This is a genomic window from Streptomyces microflavus (assembly GCF_014650075.1).
GTDB lineage: Bacteria > Actinomycetota > Actinomycetes > Streptomycetales > Streptomycetaceae > Streptomyces > Streptomyces microflavus.
Genome location: NZ_BMUG01000018.1, coordinates 44,246 through 64,735, shown reverse-complemented (window position 1 = coordinate 64,735; position 20,490 = coordinate 44,246). Strand labels below are relative to the sequence as shown.

17 protein-coding genes and 2 CRISPR repeat arrays are annotated in these 20,490 nt (G+C 69.7%); of the genes, 6 read left to right on the top strand and 11 right to left on the bottom strand.

Going from position 1 to position 20,490, the window contains the following annotated elements:
• The first annotated feature begins 20 nt into the window (after nucleotides 1–20).
• Entirely contained in the window at nucleotides 21–1,076 is a 1,056-nt protein-coding gene (locus IE264_RS35665; protein WP_032758940.1) for an ArsO family NAD(P)H-dependent flavin-containing monooxygenase, read from the top strand.
• A gap of 17 nt (nucleotides 1,077–1,093) precedes the next feature.
• Here IE264_RS35665 and IE264_RS35660 read toward each other — a convergent pair whose 3' ends face one another.
• Nucleotides 1,094–1,828, bottom strand: coding sequence for a TIGR02391 family protein (locus IE264_RS35660; RefSeq protein ID WP_032758941.1), 735 nt, complete (start codon nucleotides 1,826–1,828; stop codon nucleotides 1,094–1,096).
• Nucleotides 1,829–1,951: 123 nt separating this feature from the next.
• On the opposite strand from IE264_RS35660, the gene IE264_RS35655 reads away from it, so the two are divergent.
• The gene (locus IE264_RS35655; protein ID WP_158706562.1) at nucleotides 1,952–3,256 is read left to right on the top strand and encodes a hypothetical protein; all 1,305 of its coding nucleotides are present in this window, start codon (nucleotides 1,952–1,954) and stop codon (nucleotides 3,254–3,256) included.
• 4 nt (nucleotides 3,257–3,260) lie between these two features.
• On the opposite strand, the gene IE264_RS35650 is transcribed toward IE264_RS35655, so the two are convergent.
• Entirely contained in the window at nucleotides 3,261–4,310 is a 1,050-nt protein-coding gene (locus tag IE264_RS35650; RefSeq protein ID WP_032758942.1) for a flavin-containing monooxygenase, read from the bottom strand.
• A 69-nt stretch (nucleotides 4,311–4,379) separates the two neighbouring features.
• On the opposite strand from IE264_RS35650, the gene IE264_RS35645 reads away from it, so the two are divergent.
• Complete coding sequence (locus IE264_RS35645) at nucleotides 4,380–4,706, top strand: ArsR/SmtB family transcription factor (protein ID WP_032758944.1); 327 nt, start codon at nucleotides 4,380–4,382, stop codon at nucleotides 4,704–4,706.
• A 22-nt stretch (nucleotides 4,707–4,728) separates the two neighbouring features.
• Here the strand turns inward: IE264_RS35645 and IE264_RS35640 are convergent, their stop codons facing one another.
• Complete coding sequence (locus tag IE264_RS35640; protein WP_051821940.1) at nucleotides 4,729–5,103, bottom strand: ArsR/SmtB family transcription factor; 375 nt, start codon at nucleotides 5,101–5,103, stop codon at nucleotides 4,729–4,731.
• A gap of 100 nt (nucleotides 5,104–5,203) precedes the next feature.
• On the opposite strand from IE264_RS35640, the gene IE264_RS35635 reads away from it, so the two are divergent.
• Entirely contained in the window at nucleotides 5,204–6,589 is a 1,386-nt protein-coding gene (locus IE264_RS35635) for an NAD(P)-binding domain-containing protein (RefSeq protein ID WP_190167873.1), read from the top strand.
• On the top strand, nucleotides 6,586–7,842 hold the full coding sequence (locus IE264_RS35630; protein ID WP_051821941.1) for an MFS transporter: 1,257 nt from the start codon (nucleotides 6,586–6,588) through the stop codon (nucleotides 7,840–7,842). The genes IE264_RS35635 and IE264_RS35630 overlap by 4 nt, the downstream gene beginning before the upstream one ends.
• 440 nt (nucleotides 7,843–8,282) lie before the next feature.
• Nucleotides 8,283–8,616: direct repeats of the CRISPR family, unit length 29 nt; unit sequence CGGATCACCCCCGCGTCGGCGGGGAGGAC.
• A gap of 91 nt (nucleotides 8,617–8,707) precedes the next feature.
• A CRISPR array of direct repeats spans nucleotides 8,708–10,750; the repeat unit is 29 nt; unit sequence CGGATCACCCCCGCGTCGGCGGGGAGGAC.
• Nucleotides 10,751–10,766: 16 nt separating this feature from the next.
• Here IE264_RS35630 and cas2e read toward each other — a convergent pair.
• The 7 genes from cas2e to casA all read right to left on the bottom strand — a co-directional run bounded on the left by cas2e (nucleotide 10,767) and on the right by casA (nucleotide 16,931).
• Nucleotides 10,767–11,084, bottom strand: a complete 318-nt coding sequence (cas2e, locus tag IE264_RS35625; RefSeq protein WP_032758946.1) for a type I-E CRISPR-associated endoribonuclease Cas2e — start codon at nucleotides 11,082–11,084, stop codon at nucleotides 10,767–10,769.
• A complete protein-coding gene (gene cas1e, locus IE264_RS35620; RefSeq protein ID WP_078657553.1) occupies nucleotides 11,084–12,022 on the bottom strand; it encodes a type I-E CRISPR-associated endonuclease Cas1e in 939 nt (312 codons plus the stop codon). The genes cas2e and cas1e overlap by 1 nt, the downstream gene beginning before the upstream one ends.
• 56 nt (nucleotides 12,023–12,078) lie before the next feature.
• The gene (gene cas6e, locus IE264_RS35615) at nucleotides 12,079–12,729 is read right to left on the bottom strand and encodes a type I-E CRISPR-associated protein Cas6/Cse3/CasE (protein WP_032758949.1); all 651 of its coding nucleotides are present in this window, start codon (nucleotides 12,727–12,729) and stop codon (nucleotides 12,079–12,081) included.
• The gene (cas5e, locus tag IE264_RS35610; RefSeq protein WP_032758950.1) at nucleotides 12,726–13,502 is read right to left on the bottom strand and encodes a type I-E CRISPR-associated protein Cas5/CasD; all 777 of its coding nucleotides are present in this window, start codon (nucleotides 13,500–13,502) and stop codon (nucleotides 12,726–12,728) included. Before cas5e ends, cas6e begins: the two co-directional genes overlap by 4 nt.
• Nucleotides 13,499–14,662 carry a type I-E CRISPR-associated protein Cas7/Cse4/CasC gene (gene cas7e / locus IE264_RS35605; RefSeq protein WP_032758951.1) on the bottom strand — a complete coding sequence of 388 codons (1,164 nt, stop codon included), beginning with the start codon at nucleotides 14,660–14,662 and terminating at the stop codon, nucleotides 13,499–13,501. Before cas7e ends, cas5e begins: the two co-directional genes overlap by 4 nt.
• Complete coding sequence (gene casB / locus IE264_RS35600; RefSeq protein ID WP_063605774.1) at nucleotides 14,659–15,270, bottom strand: type I-E CRISPR-associated protein Cse2/CasB; 612 nt, start codon at nucleotides 15,268–15,270, stop codon at nucleotides 14,659–14,661. The genes cas7e and casB overlap by 4 nt, the downstream gene beginning before the upstream one ends.
• Nucleotides 15,271–15,344: 74 nt before the next feature.
• Nucleotides 15,345–16,931: a type I-E CRISPR-associated protein Cse1/CasA gene (gene casA / locus IE264_RS35595; RefSeq protein ID WP_032759000.1), complete on the bottom strand. Its 1,587-nt coding sequence runs from the start codon at nucleotides 16,929–16,931 to the stop codon at nucleotides 15,345–15,347.
• Between the two features lie 284 nt (nucleotides 16,932–17,215).
• On the opposite strand from casA, the gene IE264_RS35590 reads away from it, so the two are divergent.
• Entirely contained in the window at nucleotides 17,216–17,386 is a 171-nt protein-coding gene (locus tag IE264_RS35590) for a hypothetical protein (protein ID WP_158706563.1), read from the top strand.
• 143 nt (nucleotides 17,387–17,529) lie between these two features.
• Here the strand turns inward: IE264_RS35590 and cas3 are convergent, their stop codons facing one another.
• The gene (gene cas3, locus IE264_RS35585) at nucleotides 17,530–20,349 is read right to left on the bottom strand and encodes a CRISPR-associated helicase Cas3' (RefSeq protein WP_229887944.1); all 2,820 of its coding nucleotides are present in this window, start codon (nucleotides 20,347–20,349) and stop codon (nucleotides 17,530–17,532) included.
• Nucleotides 20,350–20,490 lie beyond the last annotated feature (141 nt).

The window sequence follows — 20,490 nt, the reverse complement described above, 5'->3', positions numbered from 1 at the left end:
CCTGCTACAGAGGTGGCCTGGTGACCCACGTGGTGGACGTGGTGGTGATCGGTGGCGGCCAGGCGGGCTTCGCCGCTGGCTACCACCTGCGCCGCCAGAACCTCGACTTCGTCATCCTCGACGCCCAGCCCTCACCGGGCGGCGCGTGGCAGCACACATGGGACTCGCTCCGCCTGTTCTCCCCGGCCGCGTACTCCTCCCTGCCAGGCTGGCTCATGCCCGCCCAGGACGGGGCGGAGTACCCGGACGCGCACCATGCCGTCGAATACCTGACCGCGTACGAGGAGCGCTACACCCTGCCCGTCGTGCGGCCGGTCCGCGCCAAGGCCGTACACCGTGACAGCGAGCGGCTGCGTGTGGAGACGGACGCAGGCGTCTGGTCCGCCCGCGCCGTCGTCTCGGCCACCGGAACATGGTGGCGGCCCTTCCTCCCCGCCGTACCCGGCCGCGAGACCTTCACCGGCCGTCAGCTCCACACCGTGCAGTACCGCAACCCTGACGAGTTCGCGGGCCGACGGGTCATCGTGATCGGGGGCGGCAACTCCGGGGCCCAGATCGCCGCCGACCTCGCACCGCACACCGACCTGACCTGGGTCACCCAAAGGCCCGCACGCTTCCTGGCCGACGACATCGACGGCCGCGCCCTCTTCGACGCCGCCACCGCCCGCCGCAGAGCCCTGGACACCGGGAACACCGACACGGGAGGCGTCGCCTCCCTCGGCGACATCGTCGCCGTCGCACCGGTCCGCGCCGCACGGGATGCCGGCCTCCTCAAAGCCCGGCCGATGTTCGCCCGCCTCACCGAGAACGGTGCGCAGTGGGCGGACGGAACCAGAGCGGAAGCCGCAGCAATCATCTGGTGCACCGGCTTTCGCACCGCCCTCTCCCACCTCACCCCGCTGGGACTGCGTGGCGAACACGGCCATATCCCCACCCACGGCACCCGGGCCGCCGACGAACCTCGACTGCACCTCCTCGGCTACGGCGACTGGACCGGGCCCGCCTCGGCCACCCTGATCGGCGTCGGCCGCCCCGCCCGCGACGCCGTCCGCGAGATCACCGCCCTGCTGCGCTGACAGCCCCCGGGCCAGGCTCAGGGGGCGTCGAGGGCAGCGCTGTCCACCCAGCGCGCCAGGACGCTGAAGGCCGCGAGCTGTTCCAGGGCCTCGTGCTCCGGCAGCTCCGGCAGCCCGTCCTCATGGCTGTTGGGGTTCCGAATGCCCGCGAAGCAACCCTCGGCAAAGGACATGACGCCGCGGTGCACACTGCGGAACGTGTCACTGCCGTCGTCCGCCATCAGTCGCAGGCGAGGCCGGCCGGGCTTCGCCGCGTCCTTGGAGAACACACTCTGGAACAGGGCCGTTTCGCTCACGTCGCGGCGGGCGACCTTGTTCTGGGCCTCCGCGTTGACCTTCCGCGCGGCGGCCGTGACCGCCTCACGAAAATGCCCGCTGCCCCACAGGGACCTGGCCCCGTCCCACACCCACCGGTGCATGGAAGCCGCACTGAGCTGAGGTGCACCATCCCCGAGCCGCTCACGAACCTCCGCGTCCCGCAGCAGGACAACCTCAGCTCGCTGCGCCGCTTCGCGGTGCTGACACCAGCGATTGACGGACTTGTTGCGGTCCTCGGGGACCTCCGTGCGCCACCGCGGCAAGACCCTGTCCAGGATCTGCTCCACAACCTGGGCGCCGGCCACGATCTCGCGTTCTCCGCCGCGGTTGGACAAGCGGCGACCGGCCGAAAGAAGGCCAGGGGATGGGCACAGCTCGGTCAGCTTCAGAAAGCCGGCGAGTTCACCACGAGCCCACTCGATATCGATGCTCATCCGAACATCATCTCCGTGGGTCACTGGTATCGCGCCGTCCCGTAACCGGCAGGCTTTGGTCGCCTGACAGCGGTCGCTGAAAATATGGGTACTTGGGTGGCTGAAAGGCGTCTAATGGGTGCGGTGACCGCATCTGACGCCCTGTGGCGTTTCACCAACCCCAGCAGTGACTCCGTCAGCTTGATCGTGGAGACGCCCGCCGGCACGCACGTGCGCCGAATACCCCCGGCCATGCCCCTGCCCCCCGATGTCGAACCGGGCATCGGCGCCGAGAAGGCCGCGCACACCGCAGCAGCCACCTGGGGCCTGCCCGACTTCGTGTTCCAGTCCTCGCTCACCCGCAAGGGCTCCGGGCAGCGGGAACTCGGGGACCGGCTCCTGCTCAGCGGCAACCGCGGTGCGGTCATCCAGATCAAGAGCCGCACCGTGAAACCGAAGGGCGACGCGGAGGAGCGGGCCTGGATCCAGAAGGTGACCAAGAAGGCGATGAGCCAGGCCAAGGGGACCGTGCGCATGCTGCGCCTCCAGGCGGCCGACATGGTCAACGGGCGAGGCACCTCCCTGTCCGTGGCCGGGGACGCCTACGAGTGGATGGCCGTGTCCCTGCTCGACCACGACCAGGTTCCCGACGCGATGGTGCCCACGTTCGAGCCGATCGGCATGCCCGCGCTGACCCTGACCCGCCGGGACTGGGACTTCCTCTTCGACCAGCTGCGCTCCACCACCGCGGTGCTGGACTACCTGTTCCGGGCGGCCGAAGCGCCGCCCATCGCGCTGGGCGACGAGCCGGTGCGCTACTACGAACTCGCGGCGGCCGACGCCGCCGCACCGCCCGTGGACATCGACACCGAACTCGTCGGCCCGGGCGGCCGCCGGTTCTCCACGCCCCTGCTTCCCCAGGTCCCGGCCGGGGCCGGACAGACCAACACCCATCTAGTCATCCGGTACATGCTCGAAGACGTGGCCATCAGCATGCTGCGCGACGACATCTCCGAGAGCGACCGGCAGACAGTGCTCGCCGACCTCGACCGGCTCCCCGTCGGCATGCGCGAGGAATGGGGCCAGCTCCTCCTCGACATGCTCGACGACGTCGAGCAGGCCCCCGACGGCCACGTCATGTGGCGCTCACGCCGCCAACTGCACCAAGAAGCGGCCGGCGACCGGCAGATGCTGTTCGTCTGCGCGACACGGTTCGACAAGTACGTGGAAGCGTCCTTCGGCAGCTACGTCATGCTGCGCCACCACCAGGTCGGCGAACGCACCGGCCGGCCGGACTCACTGTGCAGCGTCGGCGTGATGCTCACCCCGAACCACAGCGGCAACCGCCCCTGGGACACCACACTGGTGAGGGTCCTGGGCCACAGCCAGCTCACCTCGGAAGAGGTAGCCGAGTTCGAGCAGCTGTGGCCACAGAGCGGCAACGCCTGAGGTGTCAGCGGCGGGCCGCTGACAGACGGTGAAGGAGCCAGGCGGCGTCACGGCCCACTCCACGCAGCGTCTTCGAGGAGAAGCTCCGCTGGAACTCCATGCCGACGAAGCCGAGCCCCTTCACCGTGGTGGACACGCCGCCCCGGTGAACGGGCGCTCCCGCCGCGTCGAGGGCTCCCGAGCCGGTCAGGTAGCCGAACACGGGGCGGTAGCCGGTGGCGAAGACGACCGCGTCGACGTCCTCCTTGGACCCGTCTGCCCACAGGACGCCACCGGTGGTGAAGCGGCTGAACATAGCGCGGCGGTCGACGCCGTGCCGGTCGAGTGCGGCCCGGTAGGTGCCGTCGTCGATCACGGAGACCGGGACCTTGGCGAGCAGTCGGCGGATGGGTGCGGTGTCGAGCCGGGTGTGCTTGAGCCACCAGTGCAGGTCCCGGCCCAGCGGTCGCTGGGGTGTCCATGCGACCGGGCGGCGGGTGGCGAGGGTGGTGTCGGCGAGCGGGCCGAGTTCGGCGGCGATCTGGATCGCGGAGTTCCCTCCCCCGACCACGATCACCCGCTGCCCCGCGAACACGTGGGGGCTGCGGTAGTCGGCGGCGTGCAGGACACGGCCGCCGAACTCCGAACGGCCCGGGATATCGGGGAGGAACGGTGTGCTGTAGTCGCCGGTCGCGGCGACCACCGCGGCCGCGGTGAACTCCCGCCCGTCCTCGGAGCGCACCCTCCACACGCTCTCCTGGCGTGTAACGGAAGTGACGGTCGTGGAGGTGCGGATCGAGGCGGGCAGCCGCTCGGCGTAGGCGCGCAGGTAGTCCACGACGTCGTCGCGGCGGGGGTAGCGGTCCGGGTCGCCGGGGAAGCGCATGCCGGGCAGGGCGGAGTACCGGGCCGGGGAGAACAGGGTGAGGCTGTCGTAGTAGCGCGGCCAGGCCCCGCCCGGCTCCTGAGCGCTCTCCAGCACCAGCACGCGGGCGAAGCCGTGACGCGGGGCCAGTGCCGCCGTGGCGAGACCGGACTGCCCGGCACCGATGACGATGAGATCAGCGTGTTCCATGAGAACGTAGACCTTCCATGATGGGTCGTTGTTTCGGGAAGTGACGAAATATTGGATGCGAGTGAAGCAGTGGCGGACGACAGTGGTGAAGCGGCCGCGCTCGATCAGGCGACCGCCGACTTTCTCAGGGCGCTGGCGAGCGAGACCCGCCAGCGGGTGATGTTCCAGTTCGCCGGTGGCGTCGAGCTGACGGTGGGTGAGGTCGCGGAGCGGTGCGGCCTGAAACCGTCGACCGCCTCGGAGCACCTGAGCCTGCTGCGCCGCGGGGGCCTGGTCGTCTCCCGCAAGGAAGGCAGGGAGGTGTTCTACCGCGCCGACGGAAAAACCATGGCCGGACGGCTTTCCACGCTCCAGGCGTACCTGGCGGTCTGCTGCCCGCCCGGTGCCGCCTGCTGACGCCCGCCGGTGCGGCCGCGGTTCAGGTGCTGCCGGTAACCGTGCGGGGGACGCAGGCGGCCGGTCCGGCGGCCTCGAAGGACGGGGCGAGCCGGTAGAAGACCCATGTCCCCCGGCGTTCGGAGACGAGGAGGCCGGCTTCCCGGAGTTTCTTCAGGTGGTAGGAGACGGTCGCCCCGGTGACACCGACGTCCTGGATGTCGCACACGCACGCTTCACCGGCCGGGTGCGAGGCGACCCTGGAGAGCAGAAGCAGGCGCACCGGGTTGGCGAGGATTTCGAACGTCGCGGCGATGCGCTCCGCTTCGCGCGCGGACAGTTCTCCGTCGGTGATGGGTGGGCAGCACGGCACGACCGCAGTCAGGGGCGGCTGCTCCGCAGGTTGATACTTCGACATCGGTCTACTTTGACAGTCGCCAAAGTAAGTGGCAAGCTCAGAATATAGACATCGATCGAATCAATGCTCGGCCCCGTCGCCCCCGGAGGACATCACCGCCATGACCACTGCCCCTGCGGATCTGCCGGTCGTCGTGATCGGAGCGGGCCCCGCCGGCCTCGCCGCCGCCGCCCACCTCGTCGAGCGCGGCCTCGTTCCGCTTGTTCTGGAAGCCGGGCCCACCGCGGCCCACGCCGTACGGGGCTGGGCACACGTACGGCTCTTCTCCACCTGGAATGAGGTCGTCGACCCCGCTGCGGAGAAGCTGCTGGCCCCCACCGGGTGGACGCACCCCGACCCCGGCACCTACCCCTCGGGCGGGGACTGGGCCGAGCAGTACCTCCAGCCGCTCGCCGACGTGCTCGGTGACCGGGTCCGCTTCGGCGCCCGGGTCACCGGCGTCTCCCGAACCGGCCGCGACCGGATCGTGGACGCGGACCGCGATCAGCAGCCGTTCGTCGTGCACATCACCCACGCCGACGGCCGCGAGGAGCGGATCTTCGCCCGCGCCGTCATCGACGCCTCCGGCACCTGGACCACCCCGTCCCCGGCCGGCGCCTCCGGCCTGCCCGCCCTCGGCGAAAAGGCCGCCGCCGACCGGATCACCTACCGCGTGCCCGACTTCAAGGACGCGGCCGTGCGCGCCCGGTACGCAGGCAAGCGCACGGCTGTCGTCGGCTCCGGGGCCTCGGCGTTCACCGCCCTCGCCTATCTCGCCGGCCTCGCCACGTCCGACGACGGCAGGGGCACGAAGGGAGTGTGGGTCCTGCGCCGAGGCATCTCCGGATCCACCTTCGGCGGCGGCGAGGCCGACCAGCTCCCGGCACGCGGCGCTCTGGGCCTGGCGGCGAAGGCCGCCGTCGACGAGGGCCACGCGGACGCGGTCACCGGGTTCCGCACCGAGGCGGTCGAGCGCGACGCGGACGGACGCCTGGTCCTGGTGGGCGAGGACGGGCGCCGCCTGGATGCGGTCGACGAGGTCATCGTGCTGACCGGTTTCCGCCCCGATCTCGGCTTCCTCGACGAGCTGCGCCTCGGCCTGGACGAGAGGCTGCAGGCCCCGACCGAACTGGCCCCGCTGATCGACCCCAACCAGCACTCCTGCGGCACCGTCTACCCTCACGGCCACCGCGAGCTCTCCCACCCGGAAAAGGGCGTGTACCTGGTCGGGATGAAGTCCTACGGCCGCGCGCCGACGTTCCTCGCCATGACCGGCTACGAGCAGGTCCGCTCCGTGGCCGCCGCCCTCGCCGGCGATCTCGAAGCGGCCGACCGCGTCGAACTCACCCTGCCCGAAACCGGAGTCTGCGGCGGGGCCGGACTCTTCGACGACCCGGCTGCCGCCCAGAGCGACGCCGCAGGCTCCTGTGCGACGCCGGAACCCGCGCTGGTGCAGCTCGGCGGCGCACCGATCCCCGCCACGGCCGGTGGCTGCTGCGGCTCGTGACCGGCCTCAGCACACCTGAGCGCGGGGCCGTGACCGGAACGGGGGTCCGGTCACGGCCCCGCGCCGTGCTCCCCGCCCTGTGCGCCACGCAGATCATCAGCTGGGGCATCGTCTACTACGCCTTCCCCGTCCTGAACCCGCAGATCACCACCGCGACCGGCTGGCCAGCAGGGGCAACCACCGCGGCGTTCTCACTCGGCCTCGTCGTGTCCGCCATCGCCGGGATACGCGTCGGCCGGATCCTCGACCATCGCGGCCCCCGTGCCGTCATGACCACCGGATCCGCCCTCGGCGTCACCAGCCTCCTGATCGTCGCCACGGCCCCCAACCTGCCCCTGTTCACCGCCGGCTGGGCGCTCGCCGGACTCGCGATGGCCGCCACCTTCTACCAACCCGCGTTCGCCGCCCTCACCCGCTGGTGGGCCCCCGACCACATCCGCGCACTCACCATCGTCACCCTCGCCGGCGGCCTCGCATCCACCGTCTTCGCACCCCTGACCGCAGCCCTGGCCGAGCACCTGACCTGGCGCCACACCTACCTCGTCCTCGCCGGCATCCTCGCCCTCACCATCCCCACCCACGCCCTGGCCCTGCGCGCACCCTGGCCCGACGCCCCCACCACCCCCGCACCCGGAGCCGCCCCAGGAACGGAACACGCCGACGTGCGCGAGGTCACGCGCAGCCGGCCCTTCCTACTCCTCGCCACCGCTTTCACCCTGTCCGGCTTCGCGATGTACGCCGTCCTCATCGCCCTGGTCCCCCTCCTCCTGGAACGCGGATACACCACCACCCAGGCCGCCTGGGCCCTCGGCATCGGCGGAGCCGGACAAACCCTCGGCCGCACCCTCTACGCCACCCTCGCCCGCCGCACCACCGCAACAACCCGCACCACGACCCTCATCGCACTCGGCGCCATCACCACCGCAGCCTTCGCCGCAGTCCCCGGCCCCTACGCCCTGATCATCGCCATGTCCATCACAGCCGGCATGGTCCGCGGCAACCTCACCCTCCTCCAAGCCACCGCCATCACCGACCGCTGGGGCACCACCCACTACGGCCGCCTCTCCGGACTCCTCACCGCACCCGCCCACACAGCAACAGCCCTCGCACCCTTCGCCGGCGCCGCCCTCGCCATGCCCCTCGGCGGCTACGAACCGCTCTTCCTCCTCCTGACCGCCCTCTCCCTGACCGCAGCACTCATCGCACCCTGGACAGCCACCCACGCCGTACGCCACCGCGAGGGCAAGAACTGACTGCCCCGGCTGAGCAGCTGATTTGGGGTCATGGCGCCCGGCGGGCACCACTCCCCCCCAAATTCGGCCCGCCTTCGGCACGCTCTACCCGCCCGAAGGTAGACCTCCCTTCCTCGCGCCCACGGCACCGACCGCCTCGACCTTTTGCGAACATGCCGCAGCCCCGGAGAATCCTCTCCAGGGCTGCGTGCTGTGTCAGGCCGTTGAGTGGGGCCGACCGCGCCTTGATCGATGTATCCGGCCAGTCACCGGTAGAAGCTGCCTCAGGAGGGGTGCATGACCAACGCGTGACCAACAGCGCCCAGGAACAGACAGAAACACCTGGGAACAGACCGAGGCAACCGGAAGCCAGGAACCGGAACCTACAGGGCAAAACTGCAGGTCAGAGGGCCGTTTCGACTGGGTACGGCCGGGGGTGGCGGCCCCCACAGGACCAGCTGCGGATCACCCCCGCGTCGGCGGGGAGGACGGCTGTAGGTAGCCTCCTTGGTCGTAGGTGCCCGGATCACCCCCGCGTCGGCGGGGAGGACCGTCGTCGTCCGCCCGAAGCGGTTCATCGCCGCGGATCACCCCCGCGTCGGCGGGGAGGACTCCGCGACCTTCTTCTGCTCACCGGACGCTGCCGGATCACCCCCGCGTCGGCGGGGAGGACGAGCCGAGGTCGTCGAGGACGAGGAGCGGCACCGGATCACCCCCGCGTCGGCGGGGAGGACGGGTCGAGCATCGACTCGGTCAGCTCGGGGACCGGATCACCCCCGCGTCGGCGGGGAGGACGCCTTCCCGGCACTTGGCGACGAGCGGGTCGTCGGATCACCCCGCGTCGGCGGGGAGGACGAGAGGGCGGGCGCGGGGAGGACGGTGCGTTACGGATCACCCCCGCGTCGGCGGGGAGGACCGGTGGCGGGAGACGCACAGCGGAATGCAGTCCGGATCACCCCCGCGTCGGCGGGGAGGACCTGGTCCAGCCCATCCGGGAGGCCCTGGACGTCGGATCACCCCCGCGTCGGCGGGGAGGACGTTGGCGGCGACGGTGCGGGAGAGTTTCACGGCGGATCACCCCCGCGTCGGCGGGGAGGACGTAGGTGAGTCGATAGACAGACCGCCGGTCATCGGATCACCCCCGCGTCGGCGGGGAGGACGTAGGCCGCGGTACAACAGGGGTGTGCACGCACGGATCACCCCCGCGTCGGCGGGGAGGACTCCGCCGGCATGGGCAACCTGCGGAAGGTCAACGGATCACCCCCGCGTCGGCGGGGAGGACACGCGTATCCGGTGCGGCATCAGCGGCACCTACGGATCACCCCCGCGTCGGCGGGGAGGACGCTTCAGGGCGGGCCCGTCCAGCTCGCAGCCGAGGATCACCCCCGCGTCGGCGGGGAGGACGTCAACTGGGCGGCCGTCGAGCCGGTCGACATCGGATCACCCCCGCGTCGGCGGGGAGGACTACGGAGGAGTCTGATGGACATCGGGCGCGAACGGATCACCCCCGCGTCGGCGGGGAGGACTGCTGGATTGCCTCGGATGCGCGGATGACTTGCGGATCACCCCCGCGTCGGCGGGGAGGACGTGTGTTCGGAGTCGACGAGCCAGTCGGCGTGCGGATCACCCCCGCGTCGGCGGGGAGGACCACCACCAGTTCGGCCACCTCGTCGCCCAGGGCGGATCACCCCCGCGTCGGCGGGGAGGACGCGTCGGGCGGGGATTCCGCCGGCCGCCGGTCCGGATCACCCCCGCGTCGGCGGGGAGGACCCCCAGAGGAAGTCCCCCTGAGGAACTGGGGACGGATCACCCCCGCGTCGGCGGGGAGGACCGGCCGATGTAGCCCGCGACGACCAGGCCGAGCGGATCACCCCCGCGTCGGCGGGGAGGACGCGTCGGGCGGGGATTCCGCCGGCCGCCGGTCCGGATCACCCCCGCGTCGGCGGGGAGGACTTCGCGACGCGGCTGATTCCCGCGGACCCCTCCGGATCACCCCCGCGTCGGCGGGGAGGACTCGGCCAAGCAAAGGAATTCTGCGAGCGCAGCCGGATCACCCCCGCGTCGGCGGGGAGGACGGCATCGACTTCATGTCGTCGACGCCCGGGATCGGATCACCCCCGCGTCGGCGGGGAGGACGTGGGCACGGTCCCCGCCTCGAACACGTCGGGCGGATCACCCCCGCGTCGGCGGGGAGGACATGACGCGGTAGTCGCCGCCGGACTCGATCTGCGGATCACCCCCGCGTCGGCGGGGAGGACGTTCTCATAGATGTCCCGCAGGTCGATCAGCGCGGATCACCCCCGCGTCGGCGGGGAGGACATCGACGCCAGCAGCCCCGCCGCGCACGCGTTCGGATCACCCCCGCGTCGGCGGGGAGGACGTCTCACCACCACGCCGGGCCCACTCTGGAAGCGGATCACCCCCGCGTCGGCGGGGAGGACAGCTTCTTCCTCTCGGCCTGGGTGACCCACGCCGGATCACCCCCGCGTCGGCGGGGAGGACCACGGGTCTCCTTCAGGTCAGGCGGTCTGGGACGGATCACCCCCGCGTCGGCGGGGAGGACCTTGGCCGTCGTGGTCGTCACGTCGGTGTCTCCGGATCACCCCCGCGTCGGCGGGGAGGACGCCTTCACCGCGGCATCGGCCGCGGTGACGTCCGGATCACCCCCGCGTCGGCGGGGAGGACTCTCAGGACATGACCGACTCCCTGGACACCTCCGGATCACCCCCGCGTCGGCGGGGAGGACTGGCCCTCCTCGATGACGCCGAGCTGCACCGCCGGATCACCCCCGCGTCGGCGGGGAGGACGACGGCGACATGGTCAGGAAGCCCTGCCGGACCGGATCACCCCCGCGTCGGCGGGGAGGACGCCATGATCAAGCACCAGGCAGCCACCTCCGACGGATCACCCCCGCGTCGGCGGGGAGGACCTTTCTGACCTGCACCTTAAGAAGGGCTTTGCATTTCCTTTGCCTTTGGTGCCGCGGTCATACTGATCAGGGTAAGCCCGTCGAAGTCGGCGGGTACGCGGCGACGGGTGCCTGCGGTTCGGATGGCGTAGCCCTGTTCCGTGGGGGCGGGGTGGACGAGGACGGCGGCTCCGTTGCCCACGGTTTCGGTGACGGCTTGCCAGAGTTGGTCGCGGACGCGGGCGGAGACGCTCCCGACGAAGATGCCGGGGACGACCTCACTGGTCCAACGACTGAGTGCTCCGCGGAGGTGATCAGGAACGGCCGTGGTGGCTATCACAAGCATGGACGGCATCATTCACCTCGGGCCGCGTAGTTGACGCCCGCGGGCAGGGCGCCGACCTTGGGGTCCCAGAGGTGGACCAGTTGGACATCGCGCTTCTCCTGTGGCTCGTCTTCGTCGGTGGCATCCGTGGAGCGTGGCGTCAGGAGGCTCTGAACGTCCCGGACGATGCGCGGGAGGAGCTTGAGGAGTCGTAGGTCTTCACGGAAGCGGCGACGTGCTTCCTGTTCGGGATTGTCGGCATCGTGGAGGGCGAAGGCCAGGGGGAGGGTCGTCTCGGCCTTGTAGAGGTCGGCGATGTCGTAGACGAAGGAGTGCTGCTTACCGGTATGGACGAATCCGAGGGCGGGAGAGAGTCCGAGCGCGAGCAGTGCGGCGTGGACGATGCCGTAGAGACAGGCGCTGGCCGCGGACAGGGCGAGGTTGACGGGGTCCTGTGAGTCCCATTGGTCGGGGTGGTAGTTGCGGCGGAAGCGGCCGATGCCGTGCTGCTGGGCCAGGATCTTGTAGAAGGCTTTCATCCGCTGGCCCTCGAGGCCGCGGAGTTGGTCGAGGGTGACGGCTTCGGGGAGGTCGGCGTCCTGGAAGCGCATGCGGTACATGCGGACGGCGACGTCGAGGCGTCGTCCGGAGTCGGACCAGCAAGCGACCTGCTGTTCCAGCCAGTGGGTGGTGAGGGAGTCGGAGAGAATGCCCGCGTAGGCACGTACTCCGCCGGATCCGACGGAGACGACGCTGGTGCCGTGGCGGGCCAGGGTGTTCAGGGCAGGTGTGGTGATGGAGACGCCCGGGCCGAGGAGGAGGCAGGAGAGTGCCGCGGTTGGGATGTAGACGAGGTCGGTGCGCTGGGCGTCTACCTGGATCTGGGCGCAGACTCCGGTGTCGTCCTGTACCACGCGGACCATGTCGAGGTAGAGGAATGACAGGGAGTCGGCGACGCGGGGCAGCATGGCGAGGGTTGGTGAGGCGAGGCGCCGCCGGGCGTCGCCTCCCCTTCTCGGGGCGCTCATGCGACCGGTGCGGGGGCCAGGCTGAGCAGTCCGGCTCCGTACGGTTTGCCGCGTCCGATGCCGGCCAGGACGGCCTCGTGGAGGGCGTCGGGGTCGGTGACGATTGCGGTGCCGTCGTAGCGGATCAGGCTGTGCCGCATGCCGTCGGCATCCTGCCTGCGGGGGCAGACCGGCGGCATGTTGGTGGGCGTCAGGACGTGGACGTGCAGGCCCGATTCGGCCGCCCGGCGTAGCCACCACTGGTCGGCGTCCGCCCCGGACAGTGGCACGATCCGGCCTCGCTTGCCTTTTGCCTCGAGCGGGAGGCGCTCGCGCTTGGCGGGGTTGAGGACGATGCGGTAGCGGACGGCCAGCCCTTTCCGCAGGGCTGTGAACATAGGGGTGAGGCTCTTGATGTCCGCCTGTCCGTACCCGGCGGGGAGACGGACGGGGTCGAGGCGATTCGCTTGGACGAGGAGGGTGCTGGTGGTGTCGGTCTCCTCGATGCGGTAGAGCAAGCCCACATGGCTGCGGGGCGATTCGCCGAGGCCGTCGGGCACCATGCGCATCATCGTGCGGTGCATTTCGGTAGCGTCGCGAAGATCCCGCTGTACGTCACGACTGTGCGGGTTAAGGCGGATCCGGGCGATCACCGGCTCGTCGTTCATGCGTGTTCCTCGCCGTGGGCGTAGTCGATCAGACGCGTGAGCAGGCTCTTCTGCGGTCCTGCCAGAGAGCGGTGCACCGGCTCAACGGTGCGGTAGAGACGGCGGCTGGCATGGGCCCGTCCGTGTGGGGCGAAGCTGACCGGCATGTCGTTGACGTCGATGACGTCGGCGGCCGCGCCGGGACCGCCTTCGGGAAGTGCACGCTCTCGGAGGAACTGCACCGCTACCGATTGTTCTGCACCGTCACGGGGTTCGGGAGAGGTGAGAGGTACTCCGGTCAGCAGCTCATTCTCGGGGTCGTCGACGTGTCGGCGCAGGAGGAACGGCTCGTCGGGCGGGCAGGAGCGTCGGCCCAGGTACGGCGCCCAGTAGGGGCGCCGTAGGGCGGCCGCGAGCTGGGCCGTCAGGTCGTCGGGGGCGGTGACGGCGACGACGAAGACCGCGTCGGTCAGATACTGGCGGCGGGTGATGACGGCCGCGTCCTTGTTGCTGCCGCCGCTGGTGGCGGCAGTGCGTTCCTTGGGAAAGCCGCCGCCAACGGTGTGGTAATCCTCCAGCAGCGTGCCCGGCCGGTCGACCCGCATCGTCAGCCGCACCTGCTCGTACTTCTTGAGGCCGGCCGTGTCGCCCCGGGTGATGCCCTGGGCAGCGGCGAACATTCCAATTAGCGCGGAACGGGTCGGGAAGAGGGCGGTCTCCCGCACAGGGGTGAACGCCGAGCGTTCACCCCAGGACTGCAGGGGACCGGCCAGCCTCAGGAGCAGTCCACTCACTGCTGGGCTCCCACGACCGTGCTGTCGGCGGCGCTGATCGCGGCCTCGACGGCTGCTTCCACGAGCGTGTAGTAGGACTCGTGGGCGGTGCCGAGCCCCTTGGGGTTCTCCTGCGGGTCGATGACCGTGTGCCCGTGGAAGGGCCGGTTACGGTCACCGGTGAGCCGGTTGATGTTGACGGTATAGGTGTCGAGCGCGTGGCGGGACGGCTTGGAGAAGCCTCCCTGCCGGTCGGCGGTCACAGGGGTTTCGAACGCGGCGGCCAGCGACAGCGGCCGGTGCTCACGCACCGCCAGGTACGCGAGGTCCGGCAGCGTGTGCGGAGCCGTCGAGTTCTTCTTGGCCTGCGGCAGTGACATCAGGAAGTGCTCGGCGAACGAGCCCAGCACGGTGCGGGCGGCCTTGACGTCCCCCTCGAGGTTCTTCAGCAGGTCGGTGACGTTGACGGTCCCGTACCGGTAGAAGACGCCGGCGGCGAATTCGGCGGTGTCCAGGTGCCCGCTACCAGTCTCGGATTCCCCCAGCCAGTCGTCGACCGCGGTGAAGTAGTCCCGCTGCGGCTCCGCCGCGTGCGTGGTGAAGGCGTGCGCGACCTGAGCGGCACCATCGACATTGGCGTCCGGCAGCTCGGCGAGCATGCGTCCCAGCAGGCTGATGGAGGCGGTGCGCCGCTTGAGGATCTCCTCGATCGTGCTCGGGGGCAGCGTCTGCGGGGCCTTGGCGCCCTTCTTGGCACTCGCCGCCTTCTCCATGGCGGCCTCCAGGGCCTCGCGGTGCTCGGCACACACGGTGGCGAGCTCCTCGACGGCCGCCTCCGGCAGGAACAACAGCACCGAGGTGTGACCTGCGGCCTCCAGTCCGATGCCCTTCTTTCCGGCGCTCACCGCCACCTGAGAGCCGGCGAACGCGGCCAGCTCGGTGGGCCAGCCCGCTCGCTCGAGCGTCTGCTGCACCTTCACGGGGACGAGGCGGGTTCGGGCCGCCTTCTCCCCGAGGTCCTTCTCCACACCGAGACGGATGGGCCGCTTCCAGGACTGGCTGGAGACCCGGATCCGCAGCGCGTTGCCATAACGCACCTGCTTCGGAGATCCAAGATCGTCGCGGTTCAGGTTCGCGGCCGGCACCGACTGGAGCGCGTTCAGGTCCAGGTAGAGGGTCATCGCTCGTTCTCCTCGGGAAGAGTAGTAGTGGTGTCGGGGACGCCAGAGGGCGTGGAGCAGCGGAAGTACTGGTCGAGCCAGCGAGTAGCAATGACGTCGCGGTCCTGGGTCCACCAGGACAGGTCTTTCAGCAGGACAGACCAGTCGACCGCGGTGCCACCGCTCAGGAGCTGCCGGGTCAGGGAGGGAAGCGCGCGGTGAACGGCGTCGCTGCTCTGCCGGGACATCAGGTGCAGAGCGCTCTCGGCCGTGCCCGCCTTCATGACGTCCCTCCGGACAGCCTCGCCGAGCGCGGCCCCCAGATTCGGACGCAGGTACCAGGAGGTGGCCGATGTGTCCGCGGGCTCGGTGTGCCGGGCGGCGCGCGGGCGCGCCGCGATCAGCGAGGCCACCGAGTAGTAGGCGCGGCGGGTGTCCGGGTAACTGATGTCGTCGTGCTGGTGGAGCCAGGGGACGAGGTAGCGGTGCATGTAGTTGCACCGTTCGACCGGCAGGCCCAGGCCCCGGCGCAGCTCGGCACGGGTGCGGTTGTCCCGGCAGAGGTCATGGATGTAGGAGATGAATCTGTCGTGTTTCGGCGGCGCAGCGGCCGCCGTGGAATCGGTCATGAGGCATCCCTGGTAGGGGGAATGGGTGAGAGCGCTGACAGACGGTCAGCGTGTGCAGGATGGCCGGAGCCGGCTCAGCCGGTTTTGGGGCCCAGGAGCGCGAGGAGCATCGAGCGGGCGCGGTGCCGGGCACGCGCCACTCTGATGTCCGCCCGGCTGGACGGGCCGATCGCTGCGTCCAGCGCCGACAGGGCGGCGTGAACGAACGGCTCCCGGGGCCGGACCACCCGCCGCTCAGGCTTGGTCAGCTGCCAGAACTCGGTCTCGGCTTTCGGCCAGAACCGTGTCAGCGCGGCGGAGGCCCACGGGCCGGGCTTGCGGGCGTCGAGCTTGACCTTCGCCTTCGGCGAGGGATCGACGTTGGAATCCGTGGCGATCTTCCAGGCGACCCTGGCCGCGAAGTCCAGCCGGTCACCCACCTCTTCTGCGGAAGCGTGACAGCGCTTGATGTGGTGCGCCATCTCCTCGTCGTTCTCCTCAAGCCAGGTCAGGACCCGGGGAGTCGTCGACGCGAACCAGACGCTGTCCTTCTGCTGGCCGTCCTGATCGAAACCGTAGGCCCGCACCCGCAAAGTGGGCAGCAGCGTTTTGGGCAGTGCGCCGAAGGCAGGCGGCCGCTGGGCGTCCTGCCGGTCGTCCTTCAGCAACAGGGCGTCCAGGTCACGCCACAGCGCGCGGGCACCATCGGCCTCGCGGGGCTGAAAATTCCCGTCCTTGCGCCGGTCGAGGATCTGGTACGGGTCACGCACCACAGGGGCCGGTGCGTGCGTGGACCAGGTGATGTACGCGTCCGTCACCTGTCGGCCGTCAGAGGACGGAACGAGCAGCACGGCGTGCCGGAACCGGCCGGTCAGCATCCGACCCGGCCACGTCATTGGAATGCGAGGCTCTAGAGGGTGAAGAAGTTCGCCCTCCCACGGGCACAGGTCCTCGTCCTCGTCGAGTTCCTCGTCCGGCAGCCTCGGCACGGTCAGGATCAACGAGGTGAACAAATCACTACCCGACGGGAAGTACGAGACCGACTTCCGCAGAGGTGCCGCGTCCCCACTGCCGGTCCGTTCCTCGGTGATGCGCCGGGGAGTGCACTGGCCGGACGGCCCGAAGTAGAGCTGGGCGATCAGATGCCAGACGGCCTCCGCGGCTGGCACGGGGACGGGAGCTGTGTCGGTGAAGTGGCCGAACAAGACCGCTCCGTTGACGCCGGTCGGCCGGCCCATCACCAGCTTGTTCACACCCGACGGGTTCGGCGCGCCCTTGGCGTCCACGCATTCGGTTCGAAGCCGAGGATCCTGCAGGAACGGCCTCTGCGGGTCAAACAGGTCGAACCTTCCTGACGGCACGCCCTTGTCGAAGTAGCTGTCCACGGCATCCGGATCGAATCGGCCCGTCCGCAGGACTCGCCGACGCAGAACGATCCAGTCCTGGACGTTCTCGGCGACGTCAAGGTCATCGAGACGGCCGTCTTCATCGGCGGCAATCCTGGCTGTGATCGCTGCCAGGATCCGCATCAGCCCAGCCGCTGCCGGCGGCACCGGCAACTCCAGGTCTTCGATCTCATGAGCCTGCTTGAACACCTGCCGCAGTCCCAGCCGCGCCGACTCCCCAGTCAGCAGCCGCACCGGAATCCACGGCTCGTCCCGCAGGTCGAACCCCCCAGACATCAACAGCCCCTCCACAAACATGGTCAGCGCGAAGCAGCACGGCAAGGCCCCAGCGAACCGCCGCCTGAGTAACGCTTCGCATTCAAGCAGCCACCACTGACACAGGGGCTCCGTTCCGTGCTGCCGATCAGTAGAGCACCTTCCGGGGATGTGCGTGACGGATTCCCAGAAGGTTGGAGAGAGGGGTGGAGTAAGAGGAGGGGGGCTTGATCAACTTGCGCACCGGGGGCGGTGTCCGTTAGAACTGCCCTTCATCACACCAGAGTTGACTCCGAGGAGACCTCGTGAACCGAGTCCCAACCGCATCCGCGTCCTGGGCTTCACCGGCACCCTGGGTGCTGGTGATCGCGATCATCGTGATCGTCATCAGCATGAGACCCGACCCGGCCACCACCGGATCGTGCCTGCTGCTGCTGGCTGGGGCAGGGAAGGCGTACCACGGCTTCTCCCGATAGCCTCGTGGGAAGCAGTCGCCGTGCGCAGGCGCGACCGCTTCCCGCCGACGTGGGGGTGTACCAGTTGGAGAGCGCGGGGCTGAGCACAGCTCAACGCCTTCCCCGCCGATGTGGGGGTGCTTCACCTGAGGGGCTGTTCCCGCCTATTCGCGGACGAGGCCCAGGTCCTGATGGAGGCTCAGAATTCTGTCGCCGACCTTCACGGCCTGGGCCTTGCCCTGGCGGACCGGCTGACGGAGGACTCGGAGGTCTCCCAGCATGGGGTGCTCGGCCCACGAGGAGGGCGGAATGAGGGTGTCCGGCTCGGCGTCACGGAACCAGTCGGCGCGTACAGGGATCGTACGGCGCATCACCTCTCGGACACGCGGGGCCGGCATCCTGCCGTCCTCGGGCATTTCGGGCAGCGGCTGCCTACCCTCGGCGTCGAGCGTCAGCTGGCCGCCCTCCTGCGCGTAGGCGCACAACAGGCGCACCGAGTCAGCGCCCAGACGAGTCGACACCTCCCACTCGTCCTCTGCACCCTCCAAGGCATGCAGGTCATGCAGCTCGGCAACCTGCCGGGCACGCGGCACGGCGCACAGAGCAGCGATGCTCCGCTCCGCGGTCTCCTTGCCCTTGTGCTCCGCCCAAGCCTTCGCCTCGCGGCCGCCGGAGACATTCCAGTCGAATTCCTCGCTGTCACCGTGGACCGCCTCGACCAGCCCTTGCACATCGTCCGGAATGGCGATGCCTCCACCCTCGACCTCGGCCAGCATCCGGGAGGTCTTGCCAAGCAGGTGCTCGGAGTACACCTCACCCCACTGCACCGGCACCCGCCCACCGCCCACCAAGGGATCGAGCACGACCAGACGAGGTTCGTCCGCCCACCCGGGGCGGCCGCGACCGTCGGGATACCCGTGCCTCTGCCAGTGATTCTCATGCCGCCAGCAGCGGCCCGCCCTCTGCAGCAGCAATGACAGGGGGGCAAGATCGCTGATGACGATGTCCGCGTCCAGGTCCAGGGACTGTTCGACGACCTGCGTGGCCACCACGATCCGCCGGACCGGCCTCGGACCGCTCCGGCCCAGCCCCGCGGTGACCCCGGCCGTGCGCTCCTCCCGCACATCTCCGGGGAAGCGAGCATGCAGCAGCTGAACATCGCCCGCTTCCTCATGGGAGCGCCGGTCGATCTCTGCCCGGAGCTGCACATAGGTCTCCTGCGCGTCGCCCACCGTGTTGCACACCACCAAAGCGGTACCACCGTCACCCGTCGCGACCGGCTCCAGCAGCCGCTTGATCACCGCTATCCGGTCCCCCGCCCCGCCCTTCCCGCCGTGGACGACTCGCTCGACGTCCACCCTGAGCCGCATGTTCCGCGTACGGGCCTGCTCCAGCTGGCGAATCTGGGACATCGGGGCGCATCTGCCGGTCTCACCGTCCACGTACAGCCAGCCCGGGTAGGGCGCCGGAAAGGTCTGCCGTTTCAGTGCCGACGACTTGTGGCCCGCGCCCCGCAGGTACTCCTTGACCAAGCGGTCGCCGACCGAGCACGGCAAAGTCGCCGACAGCAGCACGACCGGCACGCCATAGAAGCCCAGCCAGTTCAGCAGCCGACCCAGCAGCACCTGCATGTACGGGTCGTAGGCATGCGCCTCGTCCACGATGAAAGTCTTGTTCGAGAGAGCCAGCATCCGCAGAGCGTTGTGCCGAACAGGCAGCACAGCCATCAGCGCCTGGTCAATTGTCCCGACCGCGAACTGCGCCAGCAGCGGCCTCTTCGGTCCACGCAACCACCGTCCCGGCCGCATGTCGGCCTCCCGGCGACGGCGCCCGGCCGGAGCCTCGTCGCCATCGCAGGTCACCACCGCCTCGCCGTCCAAGTCTTCGTCGGCGTAGGAGCTGCTCAGCCACGCCATGCTGTGAACCAAGGTCAGCCCGGCTTCCTCCCCGGACTGGTTTCCCAAGGTCCTGGCGACCCGGTCGTGCATCTGGTCACTGGTGGCCATCGTCGGCAGCAAAAACGCATACCCGTGCGTGCCGAAAATCTTCGACAGAATCCGCTCCGCCTCCAACGCGGTCTCCGACTTCCCGTCACCAGGCGCGGCAGTCACCAACATAATGCCGCCTCGGCTCCCGGTACCCGCCGCAGCCAGCAGGTCGTCCATAACCGACCGCTGCAAGGGATTCGGCTCCCCCGCGATGCCGTACGCCTCGGCGAAGTCCTTGCGCTCCAGTTCCACAGGAGTCAGCCCGGCATCCCGCAGCAATCCGGCCGCGTCAGCCTGCGAGCGCCGGAAATGAGCGGCCAATGAAGGCTTGAGCGTGCGCTGGCGTCTCCGCAGGTATCCCTCCTGGCTGACCAGCCAGTCCGCGAGTATCACCACCCCCGTCACCAGCACGGCAACGGGAGCCTCAAACGAGCCGGGCGCTGCCGGGGATCCCAGCGCCTCGTGCACCGCTGTGGCATGCGCGATCCGCTGGCCAGCCCACGCCGCGCCGCCGAGAAACGCCGGATAGGCGCCGTCCACCTGACGGTGGAAGCGCCCGTGATGACCGCCGATGATCTCCGCCACTCGTTCAGCGGCGCTCATCTCGTCCTCATCGTCGAAGCCCAGGACCTCCAGCACCGCAGCCGCAGCAGTCATGCCCGCTACGTCGTGCCCGGCCCGTTCGGCACTCATCCGCTCGCTGCCCGCCGCCAGCCCGCCGCTGAGGAACTGCGCAGCCGGCCGTGAACAGAATTGGAACCCCGACACCTTCCCGATGTCGTGCAGGCCAGCGCACAGGCCGACGAGCGCCCGAGCGCGATCCGGTTCCCCGACCAAGCCCATCCCGTCGGCTATACGCGCCCTCTGGTTGCCCGCCAGATAAACGTCCCACAAGTGGAGCGCCATCGCGGCCGCGTCGAGAAGATGCCTCACCAGCGGGTAGGGAGGCAACGCCGGATCCAGCCCCCGGGCCTTTCCCCACACCGACTCATCCACCACGCTCCGCCTATGCAGCACGCCAGCCCTCTCCGCTCCACCACTCGAACCTGATCTGGCAACGGAAGCGAACCCGCCACCCATTGCATACAAGCACCCGGCACTGACATTGATGTCGCTACTCGCGTACCGACGGCGTTC

Coding starts and splice junctions, on each gene's coding strand:
- cas7e (WP_032758951.1), bottom strand. CDS start 14,662: ATGACCCTCTACCTGGACCTGAACGCGCTCCAGTCGGTGCCGGCCGCG.
- IE264_RS35635 (WP_190167873.1), top strand. CDS start 5,204: ATGACCACTGCCCCTGCGGATCTGCCGGTCGTCGTGATCGGAGCGGGC.
- cas2e (WP_032758946.1), bottom strand. CDS start 11,084: ATGCCGTCCATGCTTGTGATAGCCACCACGGCCGTTCCTGATCACCTC.
- IE264_RS35640 (WP_051821940.1), bottom strand. CDS start 5,103: ATGTCGAAGTATCAACCTGCGGAGCAGCCGCCCCTGACTGCGGTCGTG.
- cas1e (WP_078657553.1), bottom strand. CDS start 12,022: ATGCTGCCCCGCGTCGCCGACTCCCTGTCATTCCTCTACCTCGACATG.
- cas6e (WP_032758949.1), bottom strand. CDS start 12,729: ATGAACGACGAGCCGGTGATCGCCCGGATCCGCCTTAACCCGCACAGT.
- casB (WP_063605774.1), bottom strand. CDS start 15,270: ATGACCGATTCCACGGCGGCCGCTGCGCCGCCGAAACACGACAGATTC.
- IE264_RS35650 (WP_032758942.1), bottom strand. CDS start 4,310: ATGGAACACGCTGATCTCATCGTCATCGGTGCCGGGCAGTCCGGTCTC.
- IE264_RS35660 (WP_032758941.1), bottom strand. CDS start 1,828: ATGAGCATCGATATCGAGTGGGCTCGTGGTGAACTCGCCGGCTTTCTG.
- casA (WP_032759000.1), bottom strand. CDS start 16,931: ATGTCTGGGGGGTTCGACCTGCGGGACGAGCCGTGGATTCCGGTGCGG.